22 protein-coding genes and 1 riboswitch are annotated in these 20,555 nt (G+C 71.8%); of the genes, 11 read left to right on the top strand and 11 right to left on the bottom strand.

Annotated features, from left to right (window positions below; genetic code table 11):
• Positions 1 to 23: 23 nt before the first annotated feature.
• Complete coding sequence (locus ABD151_RS20190) at positions 24 to 965, top strand: alpha/beta fold hydrolase (protein WP_343996656.1); 942 nt, start codon at positions 24 to 26, stop codon at positions 963 to 965.
• Between the two features lies 1 nt (position 966).
• Positions 967 to 2,094, top strand: coding sequence for a PQQ-dependent sugar dehydrogenase (locus ABD151_RS20185; protein ID WP_343996655.1), 1,128 nt, complete (start codon positions 967 to 969; stop codon positions 2,092 to 2,094).
• Here the strand turns inward: ABD151_RS20185 and ABD151_RS20180 are convergent.
• On the bottom strand, positions 2,084 to 2,425 hold the full coding sequence (locus ABD151_RS20180) for an SAM-dependent methyltransferase (RefSeq protein ID WP_343996654.1): 342 nt from the start codon (positions 2,423 to 2,425) through the stop codon (positions 2,084 to 2,086). The genes ABD151_RS20185 and ABD151_RS20180 overlap by 11 nt on opposite strands.
• Positions 2,426 to 2,553: 128 nt before the next feature.
• Here ABD151_RS20180 and ABD151_RS20175 point away from each other — a divergent pair, with 128 nt between their 5' ends.
• Positions 2,554 to 3,342 (top strand): DUF2470 domain-containing protein, encoded by a 789-nt coding sequence (locus ABD151_RS20175; protein ID WP_343996653.1) that lies wholly within the window; start codon positions 2,554 to 2,556, stop codon positions 3,340 to 3,342.
• Between the two features lie 29 nt (positions 3,343 to 3,371).
• Entirely contained in the window at positions 3,372 to 3,923 is a 552-nt protein-coding gene (locus ABD151_RS20170; protein WP_343996652.1) for a P-loop NTPase family protein, read from the top strand.
• Here the strand turns inward: ABD151_RS20170 and thiC are convergent.
• From thiC to ABD151_RS20125, 9 genes are all read right to left on the bottom strand, one after another.
• Positions 3,881 to 5,638, bottom strand: a complete 1,758-nt coding sequence (gene thiC, locus ABD151_RS20165; RefSeq protein ID WP_343996651.1) for a phosphomethylpyrimidine synthase ThiC — start codon at positions 5,636 to 5,638, stop codon at positions 3,881 to 3,883. The two genes, ABD151_RS20170 and thiC, sit on opposite strands and share 43 nt — an antisense overlap.
• On the bottom strand, positions 5,625 to 6,446 hold the full coding sequence (thiD, locus tag ABD151_RS20160; protein ID WP_343996650.1) for a bifunctional hydroxymethylpyrimidine kinase/phosphomethylpyrimidine kinase: 822 nt from the start codon (positions 6,444 to 6,446) through the stop codon (positions 5,625 to 5,627). Before thiD ends, thiC begins: the two co-directional genes overlap by 14 nt.
• On the bottom strand, positions 6,443 to 7,102 hold the full coding sequence (locus tag ABD151_RS20155) for a thiamine phosphate synthase (RefSeq protein ID WP_343996649.1): 660 nt from the start codon (positions 7,100 to 7,102) through the stop codon (positions 6,443 to 6,445). Before ABD151_RS20155 ends, thiD begins: the two co-directional genes overlap by 4 nt.
• On the bottom strand, positions 7,099 to 7,860 hold the full coding sequence (locus ABD151_RS20150; RefSeq protein ID WP_343996648.1) for a thiazole synthase: 762 nt from the start codon (positions 7,858 to 7,860) through the stop codon (positions 7,099 to 7,101). The genes ABD151_RS20155 and ABD151_RS20150 overlap by 4 nt, the downstream gene beginning before the upstream one ends.
• On the bottom strand, positions 7,857 to 8,057 hold the full coding sequence (gene thiS, locus ABD151_RS20145) for a sulfur carrier protein ThiS (RefSeq protein ID WP_343996647.1): 201 nt from the start codon (positions 8,055 to 8,057) through the stop codon (positions 7,857 to 7,859). The genes ABD151_RS20150 and thiS overlap by 4 nt, the downstream gene beginning before the upstream one ends.
• Positions 8,054 to 9,157: an FAD-dependent oxidoreductase gene (locus ABD151_RS20140; protein ID WP_343996646.1), complete on the bottom strand. Its 1,104-nt coding sequence runs from the start codon at positions 9,155 to 9,157 to the stop codon at positions 8,054 to 8,056. The genes thiS and ABD151_RS20140 overlap by 4 nt, the downstream gene beginning before the upstream one ends.
• Positions 9,154 to 9,765, bottom strand: a complete 612-nt coding sequence (locus tag ABD151_RS20135) for a thiamine phosphate synthase (RefSeq protein WP_343996645.1) — start codon at positions 9,763 to 9,765, stop codon at positions 9,154 to 9,156. Before ABD151_RS20135 ends, ABD151_RS20140 begins: the two co-directional genes overlap by 4 nt.
• Positions 9,761 to 9,870, bottom strand: a riboswitch (TPP riboswitch). (Overlaps the previous gene by 5 nt.)
• A gap of 7 nt (positions 9,871 to 9,877) precedes the next feature.
• On the bottom strand, positions 9,878 to 10,522 hold the full coding sequence (locus tag ABD151_RS20130) for a DUF1707 SHOCT-like domain-containing protein (RefSeq protein WP_343996644.1): 645 nt from the start codon (positions 10,520 to 10,522) through the stop codon (positions 9,878 to 9,880).
• Positions 10,523 to 10,678: 156 nt separating this feature from the next.
• Entirely contained in the window at positions 10,679 to 11,734 is a 1,056-nt protein-coding gene (locus tag ABD151_RS20125) for an FAD-dependent oxidoreductase (RefSeq protein ID WP_343996643.1), read from the bottom strand.
• 158 nt (positions 11,735 to 11,892) lie between these two features.
• Between ABD151_RS20125 and ABD151_RS20120 the strand changes: the two genes are divergently transcribed.
• From ABD151_RS20120 to ABD151_RS20095, 6 genes are all read left to right on the top strand, one after another.
• Positions 11,893 to 13,620 carry a fumarate hydratase gene (locus ABD151_RS20120; protein WP_343996642.1) on the top strand — a complete coding sequence of 576 codons (1,728 nt, stop codon included), beginning with the start codon at positions 11,893 to 11,895 and terminating at the stop codon, positions 13,618 to 13,620.
• Between the two features lie 4 nt (positions 13,621 to 13,624).
• Complete coding sequence (locus tag ABD151_RS20115) at positions 13,625 to 14,281, top strand: TetR/AcrR family transcriptional regulator (protein ID WP_343996641.1); 657 nt, start codon at positions 13,625 to 13,627, stop codon at positions 14,279 to 14,281.
• 164 nt (positions 14,282 to 14,445) lie between these two features.
• Positions 14,446 to 15,309: an esterase/lipase family protein gene (locus ABD151_RS20110; protein ID WP_343996640.1), complete on the top strand. Its 864-nt coding sequence runs from the start codon at positions 14,446 to 14,448 to the stop codon at positions 15,307 to 15,309.
• Positions 15,310 to 15,510: 201 nt separating this feature from the next.
• Complete coding sequence (locus ABD151_RS20105) at positions 15,511 to 16,545, top strand: MBL fold metallo-hydrolase (protein WP_343996639.1); 1,035 nt, start codon at positions 15,511 to 15,513, stop codon at positions 16,543 to 16,545.
• A gap of 127 nt (positions 16,546 to 16,672) precedes the next feature.
• Positions 16,673 to 16,984, top strand: coding sequence for a TFIIB-type zinc ribbon-containing protein (locus tag ABD151_RS20100; protein ID WP_343996638.1), 312 nt, complete (start codon positions 16,673 to 16,675; stop codon positions 16,982 to 16,984).
• A 31-nt stretch (positions 16,985 to 17,015) separates the two neighbouring features.
• Positions 17,016 to 17,699 carry a spermine/spermidine synthase domain-containing protein gene (locus ABD151_RS20095; RefSeq protein ID WP_343996637.1) on the top strand — a complete coding sequence of 228 codons (684 nt, stop codon included), beginning with the start codon at positions 17,016 to 17,018 and terminating at the stop codon, positions 17,697 to 17,699.
• 54 nt (positions 17,700 to 17,753) lie between these two features.
• Here ABD151_RS20095 and ABD151_RS20090 read toward each other — a convergent pair whose 3' ends face one another.
• Positions 17,754 to 19,136, bottom strand: a complete 1,383-nt coding sequence (locus ABD151_RS20090; protein ID WP_343996636.1) for a class II fumarate hydratase — start codon at positions 19,134 to 19,136, stop codon at positions 17,754 to 17,756.
• Between the two features lie 157 nt (positions 19,137 to 19,293).
• On the opposite strand from ABD151_RS20090, the gene surE reads away from it, so the two are divergent.
• Positions 19,294 to 20,490 carry a 5'/3'-nucleotidase SurE gene (gene surE / locus ABD151_RS20085; RefSeq protein WP_343996635.1) on the top strand — a complete coding sequence of 399 codons (1,197 nt, stop codon included), beginning with the start codon at positions 19,294 to 19,296 and terminating at the stop codon, positions 20,488 to 20,490.
• Positions 20,491 to 20,555 lie beyond the last annotated feature (65 nt).

The raw sequence follows: 20,555 nt of genomic DNA, 5'->3' as shown, positions 1-20,555 counted from the left end.
GGTTCGTGAGGCAGAATTGCCTCATGACCGCAGCGTCCGTGCCTGCCGAGCCGATCAGCGCCACCACGGCTCCCGCCTCCCTGATCGAGCCGTTCTTCTACGACGTCGTCTCCGCGGACGGCACCGTGCTGAAGGCCTGGACCAACGATCCGGACTGCCTGATCGATGGCCCGACCGTGGTGTTGTGCAACGGCCTGGGCACCAACGCCTGGACCATGCCCGCACTGCTGGAGCCCGACTGCGGCGTCCGGGTGATCTCGTGGAACCACCGCGGCGTCGGCGGCTCGGCCCGCCCGGCCGACCACGACCGGGTCGGCGTCGAGGAGTTCGCCGAGGACGCGATCGCGGTGCTGGACGCCGCCGGCCTGGAGCACGCGGTCTTCATGGGCTGGTCGATCGGCGTGAACACCATGTTCGAGGTCGCGGTGCGTCACCCGGAGCGGGTCGACGGCCTCTTCGCGGTCGCCGGCGTGCCCGGCAACACCTTCGCCACGATGCTGGAGCCGCTGCTGATCCCGGCCGCACTGGCCCGGATCGTCTCGGTCAACGTCTCGCGCGCACTCAAGCGCACCGGCAGGCTGATCTCCCCGGTCAGCACCCGGCTGCCGATGGGCCCGCTGTCGATCTCGGCGCTCAGCCACACCGGGTTCATGTTCCCGCTCCCCGACCCGGAGCTGGCCCAGCGCGCTCTCAAGGAGTTCGTCAGCACCCCGGTGGACTGGTACTTCCACCTCGCGGTGCGCACCTCCTCGCACAAGCGGGTCTCCTTGAGCGGGATCGAGGTGCCCGCCATGTTCGTGGCCGGCAAGTGGGATCTGCTGGCCGGTCCCCGGGCGATGCGCAGCGCCGCGTCGCGGATGCGGGAGGCCACCTACGTGGAGCTCAACGGGTCGCACTTCATCGGCATGGAGCAGCCCGAGGCGGTGCACGACCTGCTGCTGGAGTTCTTGGCCGGGCTCGACTGAGATGGCCCGCCGCCTGCGTTGGTCCCTGCCGCTGCTGATGTCGGCGAGCCTGCTGGTCGCCTGCAGCTCCGAGGACGAGCCCGACAGCACGCCGCGCTACACCCAGCCCAGCGACGCCGGCACCGAGGAGACCCCCTCCACGGGGACGACGTCGGCCGCCCCGGACGCCAAGCCGCGCGTGGTGCGCACCGTCGCCACCGACCTGGCCGCGCCCTGGGGGCTGGCCTTCCTGCCCGACGGCACCGCGATCGTGACCGAGCGGGACACCCGCCGGGTGCTCGCGATCAGCGACGGCGAGACCCGCGAGATCGCCGTCCTGGGGTCGTTGCCGCAGACCGGCGAGGCCGGACTGCTCGGGGTCGCGGTCTCCCCCGACTTCGCCAGCGACCGGCTGCTCTTCTTCTACCTGACCACCGAGGATGACAACCGGATCGTGCGGGCCACCTTCGACGGCACCTCGCTGGGCCAGCCCGAGCCGATCCTGACCGGCATCCCGCGCGGCTTCACCCATGACGGCGGCAGGCTGACCTTCGGGCCCGACGGCGCGCTCTACGCCTCCACCGGCGAGACCGGCGACACCGCGCTCTCGCAGGACCGCGCGTCGCTCGGCGGCAAGATCCTGCGCATCGACACCGACGGGAGGCCCGCGGCCGGCAACCCCGATCCGTCGTCGCCGGTCTGGACGCTCGGTCACCGCAATGTGCAGGGCCTGGCCTTCGATGCGGACGACCGGCTCTGGGCCAGCGAGTTCGGCGCCCAGGACTTCGACGAGCTCAACCTGATCGAGGCCGACGCCAACTACGGCTGGCCGAAGTACGAGGGCAAGGGCGGCAGCTCGGAGTTCACCGATCCGCAGGTCACCTGGCGCACCGACGAGGCCTCGCCGTCCGGGCTGGCCTACCTCGACGGACGGCTGTGGATGGCGTCGCTTCGCGGTGAGCGGCTCTGGTCGGTCCGGGTCGAGGACGGGCGGGCCAGCGATCCACGCTCCTACTTCGTCGGCAAGTACGGCCGGCTGCGCACCGTCGTCGTCGCCCCCGACGGCGACCTGTGGGTGACCACCTCCAACCGCGACACCCGTGGCACCCCCGGACCGAAGGACGACCGGATCCTGGTGATCAGGCCGTAGCCACGCCGGCGGTGTGGTCCCATGCGACCGCGTGGGCGTCCAGGGAGTCCGTCCACCCGTGCTCGGCCTCGCCGAGCGCTCCGGCGCCCGGCAGCAGGACGACGACGGTGTGCCCCATCCCGCCCGCGGCGAGCAGCACCTGCTCGACCTGCTCGGGAGCGAGCTGGCCGGCGTCCAACACCGCGACGTCCTCGCGGCACAGTGCCAGCACCTCGGGGTCCGCGCCCTCGAGCCGCGCGAGCAGCACGTCCGCCGAGCCCAGCATCCGGGTGGCCCGGACGGTGAGCAGGTCGGCCGGCCCCGGTCCGGCGCCGACGAAGTGGATGGTCATCGCCGCGACCCTACCGCCCGCCGAGGGCGCACTTATAGCCCCCGAGGGCGCACCCATGGCGACCGAGGTCGCACGTCCGGGGCCTGAAGGCCACCCCACGGCAGACGAAATTAGCCTAGCCTTACCTAATGAGCGTCTTGGAGAACCGGCCCACGGCAGCCAGCATCAGCAGCGCGGAGCGGGTCCGCACGATCCTGGCAGGCGCCAGCTCGCTGCGCCTGGGACCGGTCAACGCGGTCACCGACGTCACCCGTCATGCGCTCACCGTCGAGGGCAGCATCCTGTTCCTGCCCTCCGACGACTCCCCCGACCGGATCTTCGCCGTCACCCAGCATCTGCCACCGCAGACCGTCACGGTGACCGCCCTCGACGTGGCCCCGATCCCGCATCCGGACCGACTGCGCGGCGCGGTCGAGATGACCTGCGACCTGCAGGCCTACCGCGGCCCGACGCCGCCCGGCATCCGCGAGCACCTCGCCGGCCCCGGACCCGTCGACCACAGCGACCCGATCCTGTGCCTGCGTCCCACTCGGATCTCTCTCACCTGGCACTGCGAGGACGCCCGCGGTCGCGCGGCCAGCGTCGACGTCGACCCCGCCGCCTACCGCGAGGCGTTCCCCGACCCGCTGCTGCCGCATGAGGCCGAGGCCCTTCTCCATCTGCACCGCGACCACCCCGGCGCGGTCGCCGCACTCGCCGCCTACGGCGCACCCGGCGTGCGCCACACCTCGGTCCGCCCGGTCGTGCTCGACCGGCACGGCGTGGTGCTCCGCCTCGAGCGGGCCGACGCCGCCCCGCTCGACGTCCGCCTCGCCTTCGCCCATGCGGTGCGCTGCGGATGCGACCTGGAGGCCGCCATGGTCGAGCTGATCGAGCGCGCCGACCCGGACGGCGAGGGGCTGAGCTGTGCCGGCTGAGCTCCTGCCGCGCGACTAGGCTCGACCGCATGCTCGGAGCCGACGATCCTCTCCCGATCCGGCCCCGCCGCATCCTGGTCGCCGGGGTCAGCGGGAGCGGCAAGACCACGCTGGCCGCCCGGATCGCCGACGCCGTCGGCTCGCCCCACACCGAGATCGACGCCCTCTTCCACGGCCCCGACTGGACCCCGCGCCCCGAGTTCCTGGACGACGTCGCCGCACTGATCGCCCAGCCCGTCTGGGTGACCGAGTGGCAGTACGCGTCGGCCCGCGCGCTCCTGGCAGCCCGGGCCGACACCCTGCTCTGGCTCGATCTGCCGTTCCGGGTCACCCTGTGGCGAGTGGTGCGGCGCACCGTGCGTCGCTCGCGACGCCGCGAGGTGCTGTGGAACGGCAACGTCGAGCCGCCGCTGCACAGCATGCTGACCGACCGCGACCACATCATCCGGTGGGCGATCCGGACCCGCCGCAAGTACCCGGCGCTGGTGGCCCGGGCGGCGGCCGCCCATCCGGGTCTGGTCGTGGTCCGGCTCCGCTCTCAGCGCGAGATCGACGCCTGGCTGGCGGCCACCTCCTCCTGAGCATCCAGGTACACGGTGCTGCCCAGGGCGACGAACTCTGCGGCCTTCTCGCGCATCCCTGCGGCGACCTCGACAGCCTCGGCCGCGTCGTCGGCGGTCCGGTCCGCTCCGCTGCCGAAGCGGTCCCGCACGTCCTGGCTGATCCGCATCGAGCAGAACTTCGGCCCGCACATCGAGCAGAAGTGCGCGGTCTTGGCATTCTCGGCCGGGAGCGTCTCGTCGTGGAAGGACTCCGCCGTGTGCGGGTCCAGCGAGAGCGCGAACTGGTCGCGCCAGCGGAACTCGAAGCGGGCCTTGGAGAGTGCGTCGTCCCAGGCCCGGGCACCCGGGTGCCCCTTGGCGATGTCGGCGGCGTGCGCGGAGAGCTTGTAGGTGATCACGCCGGTCTTGACGTCGTCGCGGTTCGGCAGCCCGAGGTGCTCCTTCGGCGTCACGTAGCAGAGCATCGCCGTGCCGTGCATGGCGATCGTGGCCGCACCGATCGCGGAGGTGATGTGGTCGTAGCCGGGCGCGATGTCGGTGGCCAGCGGGCCGAGCGTGTAGAACGGCGCGCCCTTGCACCAGTCCTGCTGCAGCACCACGTTCTCCTCGACCAGGTTGAGCGGAACGTGTCCGGGCCCCTCGACCATCACCTGGACGTCGTAGGCCCAGGCGCGCTCGGTGAGCTCGGCGAGGGTGCGCAGCTCGGAGAGCTGTGCCTCGTCATTGGCATCCGCGGTGCATCCCGGCCGCAGGCCGTCGCCCAGGCTGAAGCTGACGTCGTAGCGCGCGAAGATCTCGCAGAGCTCGTCGAAGTGCGTGTACAGGAAGTTCTCCTGGTGATGCGCCAGGCACCAGCCCGCCATGATCGAGCCGCCCCGCGAGACGATGCCGGTGATCCGGTCGGCGGTCAGCGGCACGTAGCGCAGCAGCACGCCGGCGTGGATGGTCATGTAGTCCACGCCCTGCTCGCACTGCTCGATCACGGTGTCGCGGAAGATCTCCCAGGTCAGGTCGTCGGCGCGACCGTTGACCTTCTCCAGCGCCTGGTAGATCGGCACGGTACCGATCGGCACCGGCGAGTTCCGGATGATCCACTCGCGGGTGGTGTGGATGTCGTCGCCTGTCGACAGGTCCATCACGGTGTCCGCTCCCCAGGTGATCGCCCAGGTGAGCTTGTCGACCTCCTCCGCGATCGAGGAGGTGACCGCGCTGTTGCCGATGTTGGCGTTCACCTTCACCAGGAAGCGGCGGCCGATGATCATCGGCTCCGCCTCCGGGTGGTTCACGTTCAGCGGGATGATCGCGCGTCCGGCCGCCAGCTCGCTGCGCACCAGTTCGACGTCGCAGCCCTCGCGCAGCGCGACGAACTCCATCTCCGGGGTGATCACGCCGGCCCGGGCGTAGTGCATCTGGGTGATCGTGGCGCCGTCGCGCCCACGCCGCGGGGCGACCGCTGCGCCCTGCCAGCGCTGGCGTGGCTCGCGGCGCAGGGCACCGCGCCCGTCGTCGAGCGGGGACGACGGCCGCCCTTCGTAGGGTTCGGTGTCCGCTCGCTCGGCGATCCACTCGCGACGGAGCTTCGCCAACCCCTGCTCGGGATCGCTGCCCGGGCCGGCCGTCGTGTAGCGGTCGAAGTGCTCGCCGTTGGTCAGCGCGACCCGGGTGTAGGGAACCTGTAGGTCGGGCCGGCTCCCGGCGAGGTGACGGCGGGTGTGGGCTTCATGGACGTTCATCGTTGCCTCGATTCGTGGTGTGGGCGATCGGACCGCGGCCGCGCCCGAGCCTCCAGGCGCTGCCGGCGATCAGTTGGGTGGTGGTGTGGTGGGCGGCCGACTCGGCCGCATCGGTCAGGGAGTGGCCGTGGGCGAGCAGCGCGGCGAGGGCGGCGCTGAAGGTGCAGCCGGTGCCGTGGTCATTGCTGGTGCGGACGGCGGGATGGTCGAAGCACTGCACCTCGCCGTCAGGGGTGGCCAGCCAGTCCGTGCAGCTCTCGATCACCTCGCCCGGGCGCCACTGCGGCCCTCCGGTGACCAGGGCCGCGCATCCGTGGCCGGCCAACTCCTTGGCCAGGTCGGGCGCCTGCCGACTGTCGACGCCCGGCCGGTCGAGCAGGGCCGCGGCCTCGTCGACGTTCGGGGTGATCACCGTGGCGGCCGGGATCAGGTCGCGCAGGTAGGCCTCGCGCACCTCGCGTCCGCCGAGGACCGCGCCGCTGGTGGCGACCAGCACCGGGTCGACGACCAGGGGGATGCCGGCGCAACGACGGGCGACCTGCCGCACCACCTCGGCGGAGCCGAGCATCCCGGTCTTCACGGCAGCCACCGGGAGGTCGCCGAGGACGGCCTCCAGCTGCGCCTCGACCACGCCGATCGGCACGGCGTGAACGGCGTCGACCCCCAGCGTGTGCTGGGCGGTGACCGCCGTGATCACACAGGCGCCGTGGACGCCGAGGGCGGCGAACGTGGTCAGGTCGGCGGCGGTCCCGGCAGCTCCCCCGGAGTCGGTGCCGGCGATGCTGAGGACGACCGGCGGGCTGCTCATCGGCTCGCCTCCAGCAGCGCCGCGGTGACGGCGGCGGGATCGTCGGAGCGCATCACGGCTCCCATCACCGCGACGCCGTGCGCGCCGGCCTCGCGGAGCCGGCGCGCGTTGTCGACGTCGACGCCACCGAGCGCGAGCACGGGAATCGCGTGTCCTGCAAGGGATTCCGGCTCCAGCAGGACCCGGCCCGGCTTGCTGGACGACGGCGCTACCGGGGAGAGCGTGACCCAGGCGGCCCCCTCTGCCGCAGCCACGGCCACCTGATCGGGGTGGTGGCAGGAGCGTCCCCAGGAGCGGTCGCTCGTGGCAGGGGGTGCCGGGGTCGACGCAACGCTCGACGCAGTGCTCGACGCAGTGCTCGACGCGACCAGATCTGCCCTCGGCGCGGGCCGTGCTGCGGCGCCGTGCGGTCCGTCCGGGTCCGGCAGGTGAAGGCCGTCGGCGTCGGCCAGCATCCGGTGTGCGCTCCACACGGCGATCCCCTGTGCCCGCAGGGCGCGGGCCAGCCGGGCGCGCTCGTCGTCGGCCAGGTCGAGCTCGCGCAGCAGGACATGGCTCAGCCCGGCGTCGGCACACCGCCCGAGCTGCTCGACCAGATCGGCGCCAGCCGGCAGCTGGTGCCGGTCGGTGAGCACCACCAGCCGTGGCACGCTCATCCGATCCGTCCCAGCATCGGGCTGGAGGCGCGGGCACCCTGACGACGCGGCACCCTCCCGGCGGCGCGGGCCTCGGCGCCGGCCTCGACCGCCAGCCGCAGCGCTCGCGCCATCCGCACCGGGTCCTCGGCGCGGGTGACCGCTGTCGCAGCGAGCACCGCGGAGCAGCCGAGCTCGATCGCCAGCGCGGCGTCCGACGCGGTGCCGATCCCGGCGTCGAGGACGACCGGCACGTCGACGGCCGCCACCACCGCCTCGATGGCGTGCGGGTTGAGCAGGCCCAGCCCGGATCCGATCGGGGCGCCGAGCGGCATCACCGCGGCACAGCCGACGTCGGCGAGGCGTCGCGCCAGCACCGGGTCGTCGGTGCTGTAGGGCAACACGGTGAAGCCGTCACGGACCAGCTGCTCGGCGGCCTCCAGGAGCTCCACGGCGTCCGGCAGCAGGCTGGTCTCGTCGCCGATCACCTCCAGCTTGATCCACGAGGTCTGCAAGGCCTCGCGGGCCAGCTGCGCGGTCAGCACCGCCTCGCGCGCCGAGAGGCAACCGGCCGTGTTCGGCAGGATCGGCACGCCACGCCGTCGCAGCGTGGCCAGCAACCCCGACGACGCGGTGCTGTTGCTGCGCCGCATGCTCACCGTCACCAGCGCGGGCTGCGCGGCGTCGAGCATCGGCTCCAGCAGGGCCGGGCTCGGCAGGCCGCCGGTGCCCACAAGGAGCTGGGAGTGGAACTCGGTCCCGGCGATGTGCAGCGTCATCCGCCCTGCACCGCCGTCACGATCTCGATCACGTCGCCGGCGGTGACCGGGGTCGTGGCCAGCGCTCCGCGCGGCACCACGACGCCGTTGTGGGCGACCGCGGTTCCGGTGCTGTCGGCGCAGGTCTGGGCGACCACCTCGCTCAGGAGGCCGTTGCCGGGCAGGGGTTGCGGGGTTCCGTTGACGGTGATGGTCATCTCGCTCCTGGTGCGTGGTGGGGAGTCGTCGGTCGTTGGTTGGGTATCGCCTCGGCATCCGCACCGGGCAGCGCGAGCGCCGCCACCGCCGGGCGGCGCGGGTCGAAGAGCGGCTCGACGTGGCCGTTCGCGAGGTGCGCAGCGACCAGCCGGGCGACCAGCGGCGCCAGCAGCACGCCGTGCCGGTGCAGGCCGGCGGCCAGCACCACCCGACCGTGCTCGGCACTGTCGGCGGCCCACGGCGCGGGTCCGACCAAAGGCAGGTTGTCGACGGCGGCCGGACGGTCGCGGGCGGTGGCCTCGACGAAGACGGCGCGATCCAGCGCGGGGGCGAGCTCGCGGGCCGCGTGCAGCAGGCGCAGCACTCCCCCGGCGCTGACCTCGGCCGGGGTGTCATGCTCCTCGCTGGTCGCGCCGACCACGATCTCGCCGTCCGCGCGCGGCACCACATAGACCGGCTCGCCGCGCACCCAGCCACGCAGCGTGTGCCGCGGTCCGCCGTCGAGGCGCAGGCGCAGGATCTCCCCGCGCACCCGGCGCACCAGCTGCCGCCAGGGTGGGGGCAGCTCGGCACCGGTGGCGATCACGGTGACCTCGGCCGCCTCCCTGCTCGGCCGTGCCTGCACGGCGATCCGCCTCCGCAGTGCCGCGACGACGGCGCGTGGGTCCACCGACGGCTCCGCGAGCAGGGCCAGCGCGCCGATCACCCGCGCCCCCACCTCGGGCTCGACGCGCCGGAGCTCGGCACGGGTGAGCATCTGCGGCTGCTCGCCCAGGGCGCGCAGCAGCTCGGCATGCCGCTCGACCTGCTGCAGATCGCCGCCGTCACAGCCGACCAGCAGCGTGCCGTGCCGCTCCAGGCTGACCCCGAGCCGGTCCGCCAGCTCGGGCCACAGCCCCAGGCTGGTGCGGTGGTGCGCGAGCAGCGCCGGTTCGTCGTGCCAGACCTCGCTGGCCGGCGTCAGCATCCCCGCCGCAGCGAACGATGCGCCCTGCCCCGGTGCGGGATCCACCACCTCGACGTCGTGGCCGGCGGCGAGCAGCGCCTGAGTGACGCTCAGCCCGATGATCCCAGCGCCGAGCACTCTCACCCGGCTCACCGGACGGCGTCCACCAGCTCCTTCGCGGCCAGGACAGGGTCGGGTTGTCGCCAGATCGAGCCGATCACCGCCACGCCGTGGGCGCCGGCCCGGCGGGCGCTGCGGGCACCGGGTGCGTCGATGCCGCCGATCGCGATCAGGGGCAGGACCCCGCGTGCCGCGGTGATCGCGGCGACGCCCAACGGCGCCGGCAGGCCGGCCTTGGAGTCGCTGTGCGCGACCGGGCCGAAGCCGGCGTAGTCGGCGCCGTCCACCTTGGCCTGGGCGACGTCGTCCAGGCTGCGGCAGGTCGCCCCGATCAGCAGCCCCGGCGCGGCTGCGCGGGCCTGCGCGACGGGCAGGTCGCGCTGGCCGAGGTGGACGCCGTGGGCGCCGGTGCGCAGCGCCACCTCGAGGTGGTCGTTGATCACCACCGTCGCGCGGTCCCCGACCAGGCTGAGCACCTGCAGCGCGAGGTACTCCAGCGACCAGGCGTCGATCTCCTTGTCCCGCAGCTGGAAGCCGGAGACGCCGGCGTCGACGAGCTCCGGCAGCAGGGACAGGTCGTCCCGGCCCGAGACCAGACAGAAGATCCGGGGTAGGGGTGGCGCGATGCGGAGGGTGCCCATGTCGTTCCTTGCTTCCTTCGCCGGAATTACCCGGAGCAGGTTCAACGGTCGGAGCAGCCTCAGCTCCATCTCAGCCCACTGCTGCGGGCTCCCGTGCTGGATGCGCCGTACCCTACCCGACCTTGCGCTTGCGGCGGCTCTCCCCCGGCATCGGCTTGCGCACGACGTTGACGCCGCCCATCAGCGCGAACCCCTTGACCCGCACCACCGGCGAGGCGGCGTCCAGGGTGGCCTCGATCCGGTCCCGGCTCTGGCTGAAGTCGCCCATGATGCCCACGCCGTCGACGACGACCCTGGTGCTCGCGTTGACGATGATGTCGATGCCGCCCATGATCGTGCAGGCCGTGATCTCCACGACCGGCGCAGCGAAGACCGCCTGGCGCAGGTCGAGGTCGACTCCGCCCATCAGCGCGAAGGCGCTGTGGCTGGCGCCGATCTCCCAGACGCCCTTGCGGGTCTGGCCGCCCATGATCGTGAACGACGTGTCATAGCGCGACGCGGCCCCCACCTCGGCGGAGGGCCGGGGCTGCACCTGGCTCGCCGAGACGACGGCCGGCAACTGGGGAGACTGTCCGGGCAGGTCGGCGAGCAGGGGCGTCAGGTCGCCGTAGACCTTGGCGGCGTACGCCGCCTCCAACCGCTCGTCGAGCTCGTCGAAGTCGAGCCGCCCCTCACCGGCCGCCTGGCGCAGCACCTCCGCGACCTGATGGCGGTCGGCGTCCGAGATCCGCAGGCGACTGGGGTCAGGTGCGTCCATGCCTCAGCAGCCTAGTTGACGCCCGGCCCGCCGAGTCGCGCGCTTCCGGCGTCCGCAGGCGCAAGCTCAGCGGGAACAAGCGCAAGCTCGCGCGCTACAAGCGCAAGCTCGGGGGGAACAAGCGCAAGCTCGCGCGCCACAAGCGCAAGCTCGGCGTCAGGCCTGGCGCAGCTGGCGGACGACTGCGATCGCGGCCGCCCGCCCGGCGCGGTTTGCGCCGATGGTGCTGGCCGAAGGACCGAAGCCGACCAGCTGGACCCGTGGGTCGACGGCCGACTGGGTGGGCGTCTGGCCGGCACCGGGAATGGCCTCGAGCCGGATGCCGCCCTCGGGCGAGCGCAGGTGCAACGGCGCGAGATGGGTGACGGCGGCACGGAAGCCGGTCGCCCACAAGATCACGTCGGCCGGCTCGAAGGTGCCGTCGGCCATCCGCACCCCGTCGCGCTCGATCGAGGTGAACATCGGCCGCCGCCGGTAGGCCCCGAGCTCGGCGGCCCGCTGCTCCTGGGGACGCAGGTGCAGCCCGGTCACGCTGACCACGCTCTGCGGCGGCAGGCCGGCCAGCACCCGCTCCTGCACCTTGGCCACCGCGCGGTGGCCCGCCTCGCCGTCGAAGTGGTCGATCCAGACCGGCTCGCGCCGGGTCACCCACAGCGTCTCGGTGAGCGGCGCGATCTCGCCGAGGAACTGCACGGCGCTGGCGCCGCCGCCGACCACCACCACCCGCTTGCCGGCGAAGTGCGCGGCGCCCGGGTAGTCCACGGTGTGCAGCTGCTCGCCGGCGAAGGTCTCCTGACCGGGATAGCGCGGCACGAAGGGCCGGTCCCAGGTGCCGGTGGCATTGACCAGGGTCCGGGTCAGCCAGCTCTGCCCTCCGGCCTCGACACGGAGCAGCTCGCCGTCACTCTCCACCCGGTCGACGCGGACCGGGCGCTGCACCACCAGGCCCTGGGTCCGCTCGTAGTCGGCGAAGTAGGTCGGCACCGCCTCGTTGGCGCGCGAGCGTCCCCGCGGCGGTGCGACCGCGCCGGGAAGGTCGGCCACGCCGTGCACGTCGTCCATGGTGAGCGAGTCCCACCGGTGCTGCCAGGCGCCGCCGGGGGCAGGGTTCGCGTCCAGGACCAGCGTGTCCACATTCCGCTGCACCAGATGGTGCGCCGCCGACAGCCCCGCCTGCCCGGCTCCGATCACCACCGCGTCCCAGATCCTCACCTCAGGACAACCCTTCTGCGCAGCCGGTTATGCCCGCCCCGCTCCCGCTGGTCCCTGACGTCTCGCCCCTGAATCGGGCCCGTCGAGGGGCGAAGCGTTCAGCAGCGCGTGTGGGGTGACACGGACCTCACACGCGATCCGGCGTACGCTGGGGTCTCGTGAGCAACGCTGCATCCGGACCTGAGTTCCGCTACTCCGACCTCCTGCCCACCCACGGCTCGAACGGTGCCGATGAGACGCCCTACCGGCTGATCACCACCGAGGGCGTCGAGAGCTTCGAGGTCCCGGGGCCGGACGGCACCCCGCAGACCTTCCTCAAGGTCTCCCCCGAGGCGATCCAGCGGCTCACCTCCGAGGCGATGCACGACATCAGCCACTACCTGCGCCCGGGCCACCTGGCCCAGCTGCGCAAGATCATCGACGACCCCGAGGCGAGCGGCAACGACCGCTTCGTGGCGCTCGACCTGCTCAAGAACGTCAACATCTCCGCGGGCGGCGTGCTGCCGATGTGCCAGGACACCGGCACCGCGATCGTGATGGGCAAGAAGTCCGAGGGCGTGCTCACCGGCGCGGACGACGGCGAGGCGATCAGCAGGGGCGTCTACGACGCCTACACCCAGTTGAACCTGCGCTACAGCCAGCTCGCTCCGCTGACCACCTACGAGGAGAAGAACACCGGCACCAACCTGCCGGCGCAGATCGAGATCTACTCGACCCCGCAGACCAGCGGCAAGCCCGAGTACAAGTTCCTCTTCATGGCCAAGGGCGGCGGCTCGGCCAACAAGTCCTTCCTCTTCCAGGAGACCAAGGCGGTGCTGAACCCCAAGCGCCTGCTGGAGTTCCTCGACGAGAAGATCCGCTCGCTGGGCACCGCGGCCTGCCCGCCGTACCACCTCGCCGTGGTGATCGGCGGCACCAGCGCCGAGTTCGCGCTGAAGACCGCCAAGTACGCCAGCGCGCACTACCTCGACGACCTCCCGACCGAGGGCTCGATGAGCGCGCACGGCTTCCGCGACACCGAGTTGGAGGAGGAGGTCTTCAAGCTCACCCAGTCCTTCGGCATCGGTGCGCAGTTCGGCGGCAAGTACTTCTGCCACGACGTGCGCGTGGTCCGGCTGCCGCGCCACGGCGCCTCGTGCCCGGTGGCGATCGCCGTCTCCTGCTCGGCGGACCGTCAGGCGCTCGGCAAGATCACCCCCGAGGGCGTCTTCCTCGAGCAGCTCGAGACCGACCCGGCCCAGTACATGCCGGACGCCGGCATTGCCGACGACATCGCCGGCGGCGAGGTCGTGAAGATCGACCTCAACCAGCCGATGGCCGACATCCTGGCCGAGCTCAGCAAGCACCCGGTGAAGACCCGACTCTCGCTGACCGGCCCGCTGGTGGTGGCCCGCGACATCGCCCACGCCAAGATCCAGGAGCGCCTGGACGCCGGCGAGGAGATGCCGGAGTACCTGAAGAACCACCCGGTCTACTACGCCGGTCCGGCCAAGACCCCCGAGGGCATGGCGTCGGGCTCCTTCGGACCGACCACGGCCGGCCGGATGGACTCCTACGTGAAGTCGTTCCAGGCAGCCGGCGGCTCGATGGTGATGCTGGCCAAGGGAAACCGCTCCAAGCAGGTCACCGACGCCTGTGGCGAGTACGGCGGCTTCTACCTCGGCTCGATCGGTGGTCCGGCGGCCCGCCTCGCACTGGACTGCATCAAGAGCCAGGAGATCATCGAGTACCCCGAGCTCGGCATGGAGGCGGTGTGGAAGATCGAGGTCGAGGACTTCCCGGCCTTCATCGTCGTCGACGACAAGGGCAACGACTTCTTCACCGATCCCTCCGGCGCGGTGACCGTGCCGATCACCGGCATCCGGGTCCGCTCCCAGGAGCGCTGACGGCGTGGCGGGAGAAGCGCCTCGGCGCCGCGTGATCAAGGGGCTCGACGCCGACCAGCGTCGCGAGCTCCGGCGTCAGGCGCTTCTCGACTCCGCCCTGGAGCTGTTCGCGCGCCAGGGCTACGCCGCCACCACCATCGAGCAGCTGTGCCAGCACGCCTACGTGGCGACGAAGAGCTTCTACGAGGTGTTCGACAGCCGCGAGGCGTGCTACCGGCAGCTGCTCATCCAGATCACCGACTCCGCCTTCGCGGCGGCCTTCGCCGCCCGTGAGGAGAGCGACGGAACCGAGGACGGCGTCGCCCGCTCACTGCTGGAGAGCCTGGCCAGGAGCTTCGGCACCGACCTCCGGGTCTCCCGGGTCACCTTCGGCGAGGGAGCCGCCATCTCGCTGGCGGTGGAGACCGTGCGTCGCGAGAACCGGCGAGCGATCGCGGCCTATGTGGAGGAGACCTGGGCCGGGTTCGACGTGCCCGGCACCCGGGCCGGCCTGGCGACCGGTCTGGTCGGCGGTCTGCTGGACCTGATCGCCGACTGGAGCCACGGCCAGAGCTTCGATCGGACGCCGGACGAGGAGTCCGCCCAGGTCGTCGTGCTGACCGCCCTGCTCACCGGCTTCTACGACACCCTGCGCGCAGGGATGGGCTCCGCCAGCGCCTGAGCCAGCGGCGGAGCTCCGCCCTGGGTGCGCGTTCGGCCCGTCTCCCCTGCCCCGACGACGTCAGTCGGAGCACCGCGGCGCGACCCCTTTGGAAAAGATCTCTTGTTTGAAACTGGTCGCCATGTTGTACTGAGTCCGCCGATGACCCTCGGGGGAGGAAGTCCATGAAGACCAAGCATGTCGCCACAGCACTCACGATCTGGCTGACGCTCGTCGCGGCCGCCGTCACCCTGGCGCCGGGCGCCGCCCAAGCCGCGGCAGCACCGACGTCCGGGATCAACGACTGGAGCTGCACGCCGAGCGCGGAGCATCCGGAGCCCGTCGTCCTGGTGCACGGGATGGGCGCGAACGCGCCTCTCAACTTCGCCACCCTCGCCCCGGCGATCGCCGCCGACGGCCACTGCGTCTTCATGCAGACCTACGGCACCATCTGGCTCGGCCCCCTGATCGGTGGCCTCGACTCGATGCGCACCAGCGCGGCCGGCCTCGACGCCTTCGTCGAACGGGTGCGGAGCACCACCGGTGCCGCGAAGGTCGACATCGTCGGTCACTCCGAGGGCACCACGGTCCCGGCCTACTACCTCAAGTTCCTCGGCGGCGACGCCGTGGTGAGGAAGTTCATCGGCTTCGGGTCGAACTTCGCCGGCACCTCGCTCCACGGGCTCAGCCGCCTGGCGCAGCATTTCGGCTTCGACGAGGTGCTGCGCTCCGCGGGCTGCGGCGCCTGCCAGGAGTTCCTGCCCGGCTCGCAGTTCCTGACCGACCTCAACGACGGCGGCGTCACCGTGCCCGGACCGCAGTACACCAGCATCATCAGCAAGTACGACACCGTCGTCGTGCCCTACACGAGCGGGCGCCTCGCCCCCGCGCCGAACGTGAAGAACATCCTGCTCCAGGACGCCTGCGGGCTCGACTTCTCCGGTCACGTCGGGATGGCCGTCGATCCCAACATCGCCTCCCTGGTGCTGCACGAGCTGGATCCCAGCAACCGGGTCCGCTGCCTGCCGTACTGGGCACTCGGCCTCTGAGCCTCCCTGGCCGCCCCGCACGGGGCACCCCGCCGGGTAGGTGGCTCGCCTGTCGAACGGGGGGACAGGCGAACCACCTGCCGCGGCCCCGATCAGGGTGCGTGAGGCCGTTCCCACGACGGCACCCCTGCCGCTCCCCGCGGCCTCACGCACCCGCTCCAAAGTGAGACAGGGCTTGGCGCAGTGCGGGAGAATCGCAACGTGGCTCGACTCCTGACCCCGCCCCGGCTCCCGCGCAGCGTCGGCGCCGTCCCGCCCGCCGATCGGCACGCCGCATCGCCCCACTTCCGCGACGGCGTCTTCCACAACACCGAGCCGGCCTCCGTGCTCGCCGAGGAGAGCCGCTTCCGGCTGGCCCGCGACTTCGCGCGCAAGGGACGCTCGGGGCGCCCCTCGGCACCGATCCCGCTGGTGACGCCGTCCGCCCTCGACGACGCCGCCCGCTGTGCCGCCACCTGGCTCGGGCATGCCACGGTGCTGTTCGAGCTCGACGGGCACTGGGTGCTCGCCGATCCCGTCTGGAGCCCGCGGGTGTCGCCGTTCACCTCGGTCGGCCCCAAGCGGCACCATCCGGTGCCACTCCCCCTCGCCGGGCTTCCGGCGCTCAGCGCGGTGGTGATCTCGCACGACCACTACGACCACCTCGACCTGCGCACCGTGGAGTGGCTGACCAGCCACCAGCGGATGCCGTTCGTGGTGCCGCTGGGCATCGGCGCACACCTGCGCGCCTGGGGCGTCCCCGAGGACCGGATCGTCGAGCTCGACTGGGAGGAGTCGCATCCGGTGGGCGAGGTGACCATCACCTGCACCGAGGCGCGTCACTTCTCCGGACGCTGGCTGCGCAACAACACCTCGCTGTGGTCGTCGTGGGTGCTGGCCGGCCCCGAGCACCGGATCTTCTTCGGCGGCGACACCGGCTACGCGGCCGCCTTCGCCGGCATCGGCGAGCAGCACGGCCCCTTCGACCTCACCGTGCTGCCGATCGGTGCCTACGACCACCGTTGGCCCGACATCCACATGGACCCGATCGAGGCGCTGCGCAGCCACCGCGACCTGCACGGCGGCGTGCTGCTGCCGATCCACTGGGCCACCTTCGACCTGGCGTTCCATCCGTGGGCGGAGCCGGTCGAACGGCTCACCTCCGAGGCGGGTGCCGCCACCCTGGCGCTCCCCCGCCCCGGTGAGCGGTTCGACGTCCGTGGCGCGCTGCCGACGACGCCGTGGTGGCGAGGCTGATGTGCTCGGTGGTGCGTGGCTCCCACCATCAGGGAGCCAGACGCCACCTAGTTGGGCAGCCGATCCCATCCTCTTTCTTGGCACGCACCGATAGATTTCGCCCACCAGTTCTATGAAGGAGTCCCCCATGCAGTGCCCCACCGACGGCGCCACCCTCGTGATGAGCGAGCGCAGCGGCATCGAGATCGACTACTGCCCCACCTGCCGTGGCGTGTGGCTCGACCGTGGCGAGCTCGACAAGATCATCGAGCGCTCCTTCAACCAGGCACCGGCCGCGCCGGCTCCGCAGGCCCCGCAGCAGGCAGCCCCGCAGCAGCCCCGCTACGAGGAGCCGCGCTACGAGCAGCCCCGCTACGACAAGAGCTACGACCGTGGCTACGACAAGGGCTACTACAAGAAGCGCAAGAAGGAGAGCTGGCTCTCCGAGCTGTTCGACTGAGCGGGTTGCGGCTGCTCTACGATGCAGGCCCATGCCTGAGACCGAATACGTAGAGATCGCCCGAGCCGAGTCACCGCGCGGCGAGGTGGTGCTGCGCGAGCGCCGCAGCGCGGGCGCACCGACCGTGCTGGAGCTGCGGGTCAACGGAGTCTTCGTGATGGACACCCTGGAGACCACCAGCGAGCGCGCCCTCGCCTCGATCGCGCTCGCGCAGGTCGAGACCCCCACGTCGGTCCTGATCGGCGGGCTGGGCCTCGGCTTCACGCTGCGCGAGGTGCTCGACGACCAGCGCGTGGAGCGGGTCACCTGCGTGGAGCTCGAGGAGTCGTTGGTCGGCTGGACCCGGGACGGCACGATCGCGCATGGCCCTGCCCTGCTTGCCGATCAGCGCGTCGAGCTGGTCAACGCCGATGTCGCGCAGGTGCTCACCGAGGCCTCCCCCGGCGCCTTCGACCTGGTCCTGCTCGACGTCGACAACGGCCCCGACTATCTGGTGCACGACGCCAACGGCGCGCTCTACGAGGCGCCCTTGCTCGCCGTCGCGGCGCGTGCCACCCGGCAGGTCCTGGTGGTGTGGTCCGCCTCCGAGTCAGCGGAGCTGAAGCAGGCGATGACCTCGGCATGCGGCAACTGCGAGGCGCATTCGTACGAGGTGATGCTCGGCAGCCGTGCCGAGACCTACTGGCTCTACGTCAGCCGGATCGCCGGGCACTGAGCAGACAGCGGTAGATCGCTGTCACCTGGCGACAGCGATCTACCGCCATCTCACTCACGGGTGTGTCATCGACGCGACGTCAAGCGCCTCGTCGAGCTGCTCCACGGTGAGCTCGCCGCGCTCCACGAAGCCCAGCGCCAGCACGGTCTCGCGGATGGTGCGGCCCTCGGCCAGCGCCTGTTTGGCGACCTTCGCGGCCGCCTCGTAGCCGATGTAGCGGTTCAGCGGGGTGACCACGGACGGCGACGACTCGGCATAGCGGCGCATCCGGTCGACGTCCGCGGTGATGCCGTCGATGCACCGCTGCGCCAGCAGTGGTGCGGAGGTCGACAGGATCCGGATCGACTCCAGCAGGTTGCGCGCCATCATCGGCATCATCACGTTGAGCTCGAAGTTGCCCGCCGCCCCACCTGTGGTGACCGCGACGTCGTTGCCGATCACCTGTGCGCAGACCATCAGCGTCGCCTCCGGCAGCACCGGGTTCACCTTGCCGGGCATGATGCTCGACCCGGGCTGCAGGTCGGGCAGGTGGATCTCGGCGAGCCCGGTGGTGGGCCCGCTGGACATCCAGCGGAGGTCGTTGCAGATCTTGGTCAGGCCGACCGCGATCGTGCGCAGCACGCCGCTCAGCTCCACCAGCGAGTCCCGCGCGCCCTGTGCCTCGAAGTGGTTGCGGGCCTCGGTGAACGGAGCTCCGCCCCGCGCCGACAGCTCGTCGATGACGGCGGCCGCGAAGCCGGCAGGTGTGTTGATGCCGGTGCCCACCGCGGTCCCGCCGAGCGGAAGCTCCGCCACCCGGGGCAGCACCGCGTCCAATCGCTCGACGCCGTAGCGGATCGTGGCTGCCCAACCGCCGAACTCCTGACCGAGCATCACCGGGGTGGCGTCCATCAGGTGGGTGCGCCCGGACTTCACCACGTCGGCGAACTCGGCGGCCTTCGCCTCCAGCGAGGCAGCGAGGATCCCCAGTGCAGGTTGAAGATCCTCGATCACTGCGAGCGTCGCCGCGACGTGGATGGAGGTCGGGAAGGTGTCGTTGCTGGACTGGCTCGCGTTCACGTGGTCATTCGGGTGCACCTCGACGCCGTCGGCCGCGGCGAGCGAGGCCAGCACCTCGTTCATGTTCATGTTGGAGCTGGTCCCCGAGCCGGTCTGGAAGACATCGAGCGGGAACTGGTCGAGATGCCCGCCGTCTGCGACCACCCCTGCCGCGCGGTCGATCGCCGCGCCCTTCTCGGCGTCGATCACATCGAGATCGGCGTTGACCTTCGCCGCCGCGCCCTTCACCAGCGCCATCGCCCGGATCAGCCGCGGCTCCAGCGTGTCGCCACTGATCGGGAAGTTCTCGATCGCGCGCTGCGTCTGCGCACGCCACAGCGCCTCCGCAGGAACCCGCACCTCGCCCATCGAGTCATGTTCGATCCGGTACTCGCTCATGGTTCGAGCCTAGGCCGCCAGGCAACCGGCCGACATCGTGCCGTGCGCCTGGGCGCCGTGTCCCGTTCGCCGGGATGGTCCCGGCGAACCGCCGGGCGGAGCGTCTACCTTCCCCCCGTCCCGTGACCCAGGTCACAACCGCACGAAGGGAATCGTCTTGCCTCGTCGCACTGCCGTCGGCGCCACCATCGCCGGCCTCGCTCTCGCCAGCCTCGCCGTCACCGGGCAGCTCACCGCCTCCGCAGAGCCCGATGCCGCCCGGGCCGGCACGGACCGGGCGCCGCTCGGCACCGAGCCCCTGGACATCCTGATCACCAACGACGACGGGTGGAGCGCCCCGGGCATCAACGCCGTCTACGACGCGCTGGTCGCCGACGGCCACCAGGTCACCATGGTCGCGCCGGCCACGAACCAGAGCGGCGTCAGCGCCCGGGTGGACTTCTCGGGCACCCTGACCGCGACCCAGCCCGACGCCGAGGACCCGAACATCTGGTCGGTCACCACCTCCCCCGCCGGCTCGGTGCTCTTCGCCCTGGACGCCGTCCTCGCCGAGAAGCCCGACCTGGTCATCTCCGGCACCAACGTCGGCTCGAACACCGGCTTCGACACCAACTTCTCCGGCACCATCGGCGCGGCGACGGTGGCCACCGGCATGTTCGACATCCCGGCCATCGCGGTCAGCACCGCGACCGGCTACGACGCGGGTGCCACCGGCGCCTACGCCGAGACCGCCGACCTCGTCGTCGACCTGCTCGACCGAGGCCTGCCGGCCCTGGACCGCGGCCAGTTCCTCAACATCAACTACCCGAAGCTGAGCGAACAACTGCCCGCGCCGCTCGGCGTCCGCTACGCGGCGAACGCGCAGGCCTCGGCGGCCGCCTTCACCTACCAGCAGGACGTCGAGGACCCGACGCAGTACAAGATCGTCGGCGCGCGCGGCACCGAGCAGCCGGCCCCCGGAACCGACACCGCCCTGCTTGGTGCCGGGTGGGTCACCTTCACCGTCCTGGACGCCGACCGATCGGTCGACGCCTCCGCGGTTCCGCGGGTCGCCTCCCTCGTCCGCGCCCTCAACGACGAGGCGGAGCCGCCCACCCCCGCCACCGTCTCCGCGCTGCCGGCCGCGGTGGCCAAGTCCAAGCCGGCGCGGGTCTCCACCACCGGTATCGCCGACGGCCGCCGGTTGAGCGTGCGCTGGGTGCCGGTCGGCGCCAAGGGCGGACGCACCGTCGTCCGCACGCCGAAGGTCAAGCGCAACGGGTTCGCCCTGGTCGCCCCGAAGGCCGGTCGCTACCTGGTGACGGTCAAGCTGGGCAGCAAGCGGATGACCGAGGGCGTCGTCCGCGTCGGCTGACCGCGGCGTGGGCCTCACCCCTACGGGTGAGGCCCGCGCGAGCAGCCGCGGAACCCGGGACGGTC

The organism is Nocardioides dubius (assembly GCF_039528155.1).
GTDB classification, from domain to species: Bacteria; Actinomycetota; Actinomycetes; order Propionibacteriales; family Nocardioidaceae; genus Nocardioides; species Nocardioides dubius.
Note: the sequence above shows the minus strand (reverse complement) of the source record. Positions and strands in the feature narration are given on the sequence as shown.

Coding starts and splice junctions, on each gene's coding strand:
- ABD151_RS20155 (WP_343996649.1), bottom strand. CDS start 7,102: ATGAGCGTGCCACGGCTGGTGGTGCTCACCGACCGGCACCAGCTGCCG.
- ABD151_RS20180 (WP_343996654.1), bottom strand. CDS start 2,425: ATGACCATCCACTTCGTCGGCGCCGGACCGGGGCCGGCCGACCTGCTC.
- thiD (WP_343996650.1), bottom strand. CDS start 6,446: ATGAGCAGCCCGCCGGTCGTCCTCAGCATCGCCGGCACCGACTCCGGG.
- ABD151_RS20090 (WP_343996636.1), bottom strand. CDS start 19,136: ATGAGCGAGTACCGGATCGAACATGACTCGATGGGCGAGGTGCGGGTT.
- ABD151_RS20170 (WP_343996652.1), top strand. CDS start 3,372: ATGCTCGGAGCCGACGATCCTCTCCCGATCCGGCCCCGCCGCATCCTG.
- ABD151_RS20110 (WP_343996640.1), top strand. CDS start 14,446: ATGAAGACCAAGCATGTCGCCACAGCACTCACGATCTGGCTGACGCTC.
- ABD151_RS20185 (WP_343996655.1), top strand. CDS start 967: ATGGCCCGCCGCCTGCGTTGGTCCCTGCCGCTGCTGATGTCGGCGAGC.
- ABD151_RS20135 (WP_343996645.1), bottom strand. CDS start 9,765: ATGGGCACCCTCCGCATCGCGCCACCCCTACCCCGGATCTTCTGTCTG.
- ABD151_RS20190 (WP_343996656.1), top strand. CDS start 24: ATGACCGCAGCGTCCGTGCCTGCCGAGCCGATCAGCGCCACCACGGCT.
- ABD151_RS20100 (WP_343996638.1), top strand. CDS start 16,673: ATGCAGTGCCCCACCGACGGCGCCACCCTCGTGATGAGCGAGCGCAGC.
- ABD151_RS20175 (WP_343996653.1), top strand. CDS start 2,554: ATGAGCGTCTTGGAGAACCGGCCCACGGCAGCCAGCATCAGCAGCGCG.
- ABD151_RS20150 (WP_343996648.1), bottom strand. CDS start 7,860: ATGACGCTGCACATCGCCGGGACCGAGTTCCACTCCCAGCTCCTTGTG.
- thiS (WP_343996647.1), bottom strand. CDS start 8,057: ATGACCATCACCGTCAACGGAACCCCGCAACCCCTGCCCGGCAACGGC.
- ABD151_RS20095 (WP_343996637.1), top strand. CDS start 17,016: ATGCCTGAGACCGAATACGTAGAGATCGCCCGAGCCGAGTCACCGCGC.
- ABD151_RS20130 (WP_343996644.1), bottom strand. CDS start 10,522: ATGGACGCACCTGACCCCAGTCGCCTGCGGATCTCGGACGCCGACCGC.
- thiC (WP_343996651.1), bottom strand. CDS start 5,638: ATGAACGTCCATGAAGCCCACACCCGCCGTCACCTCGCCGGGAGCCGG.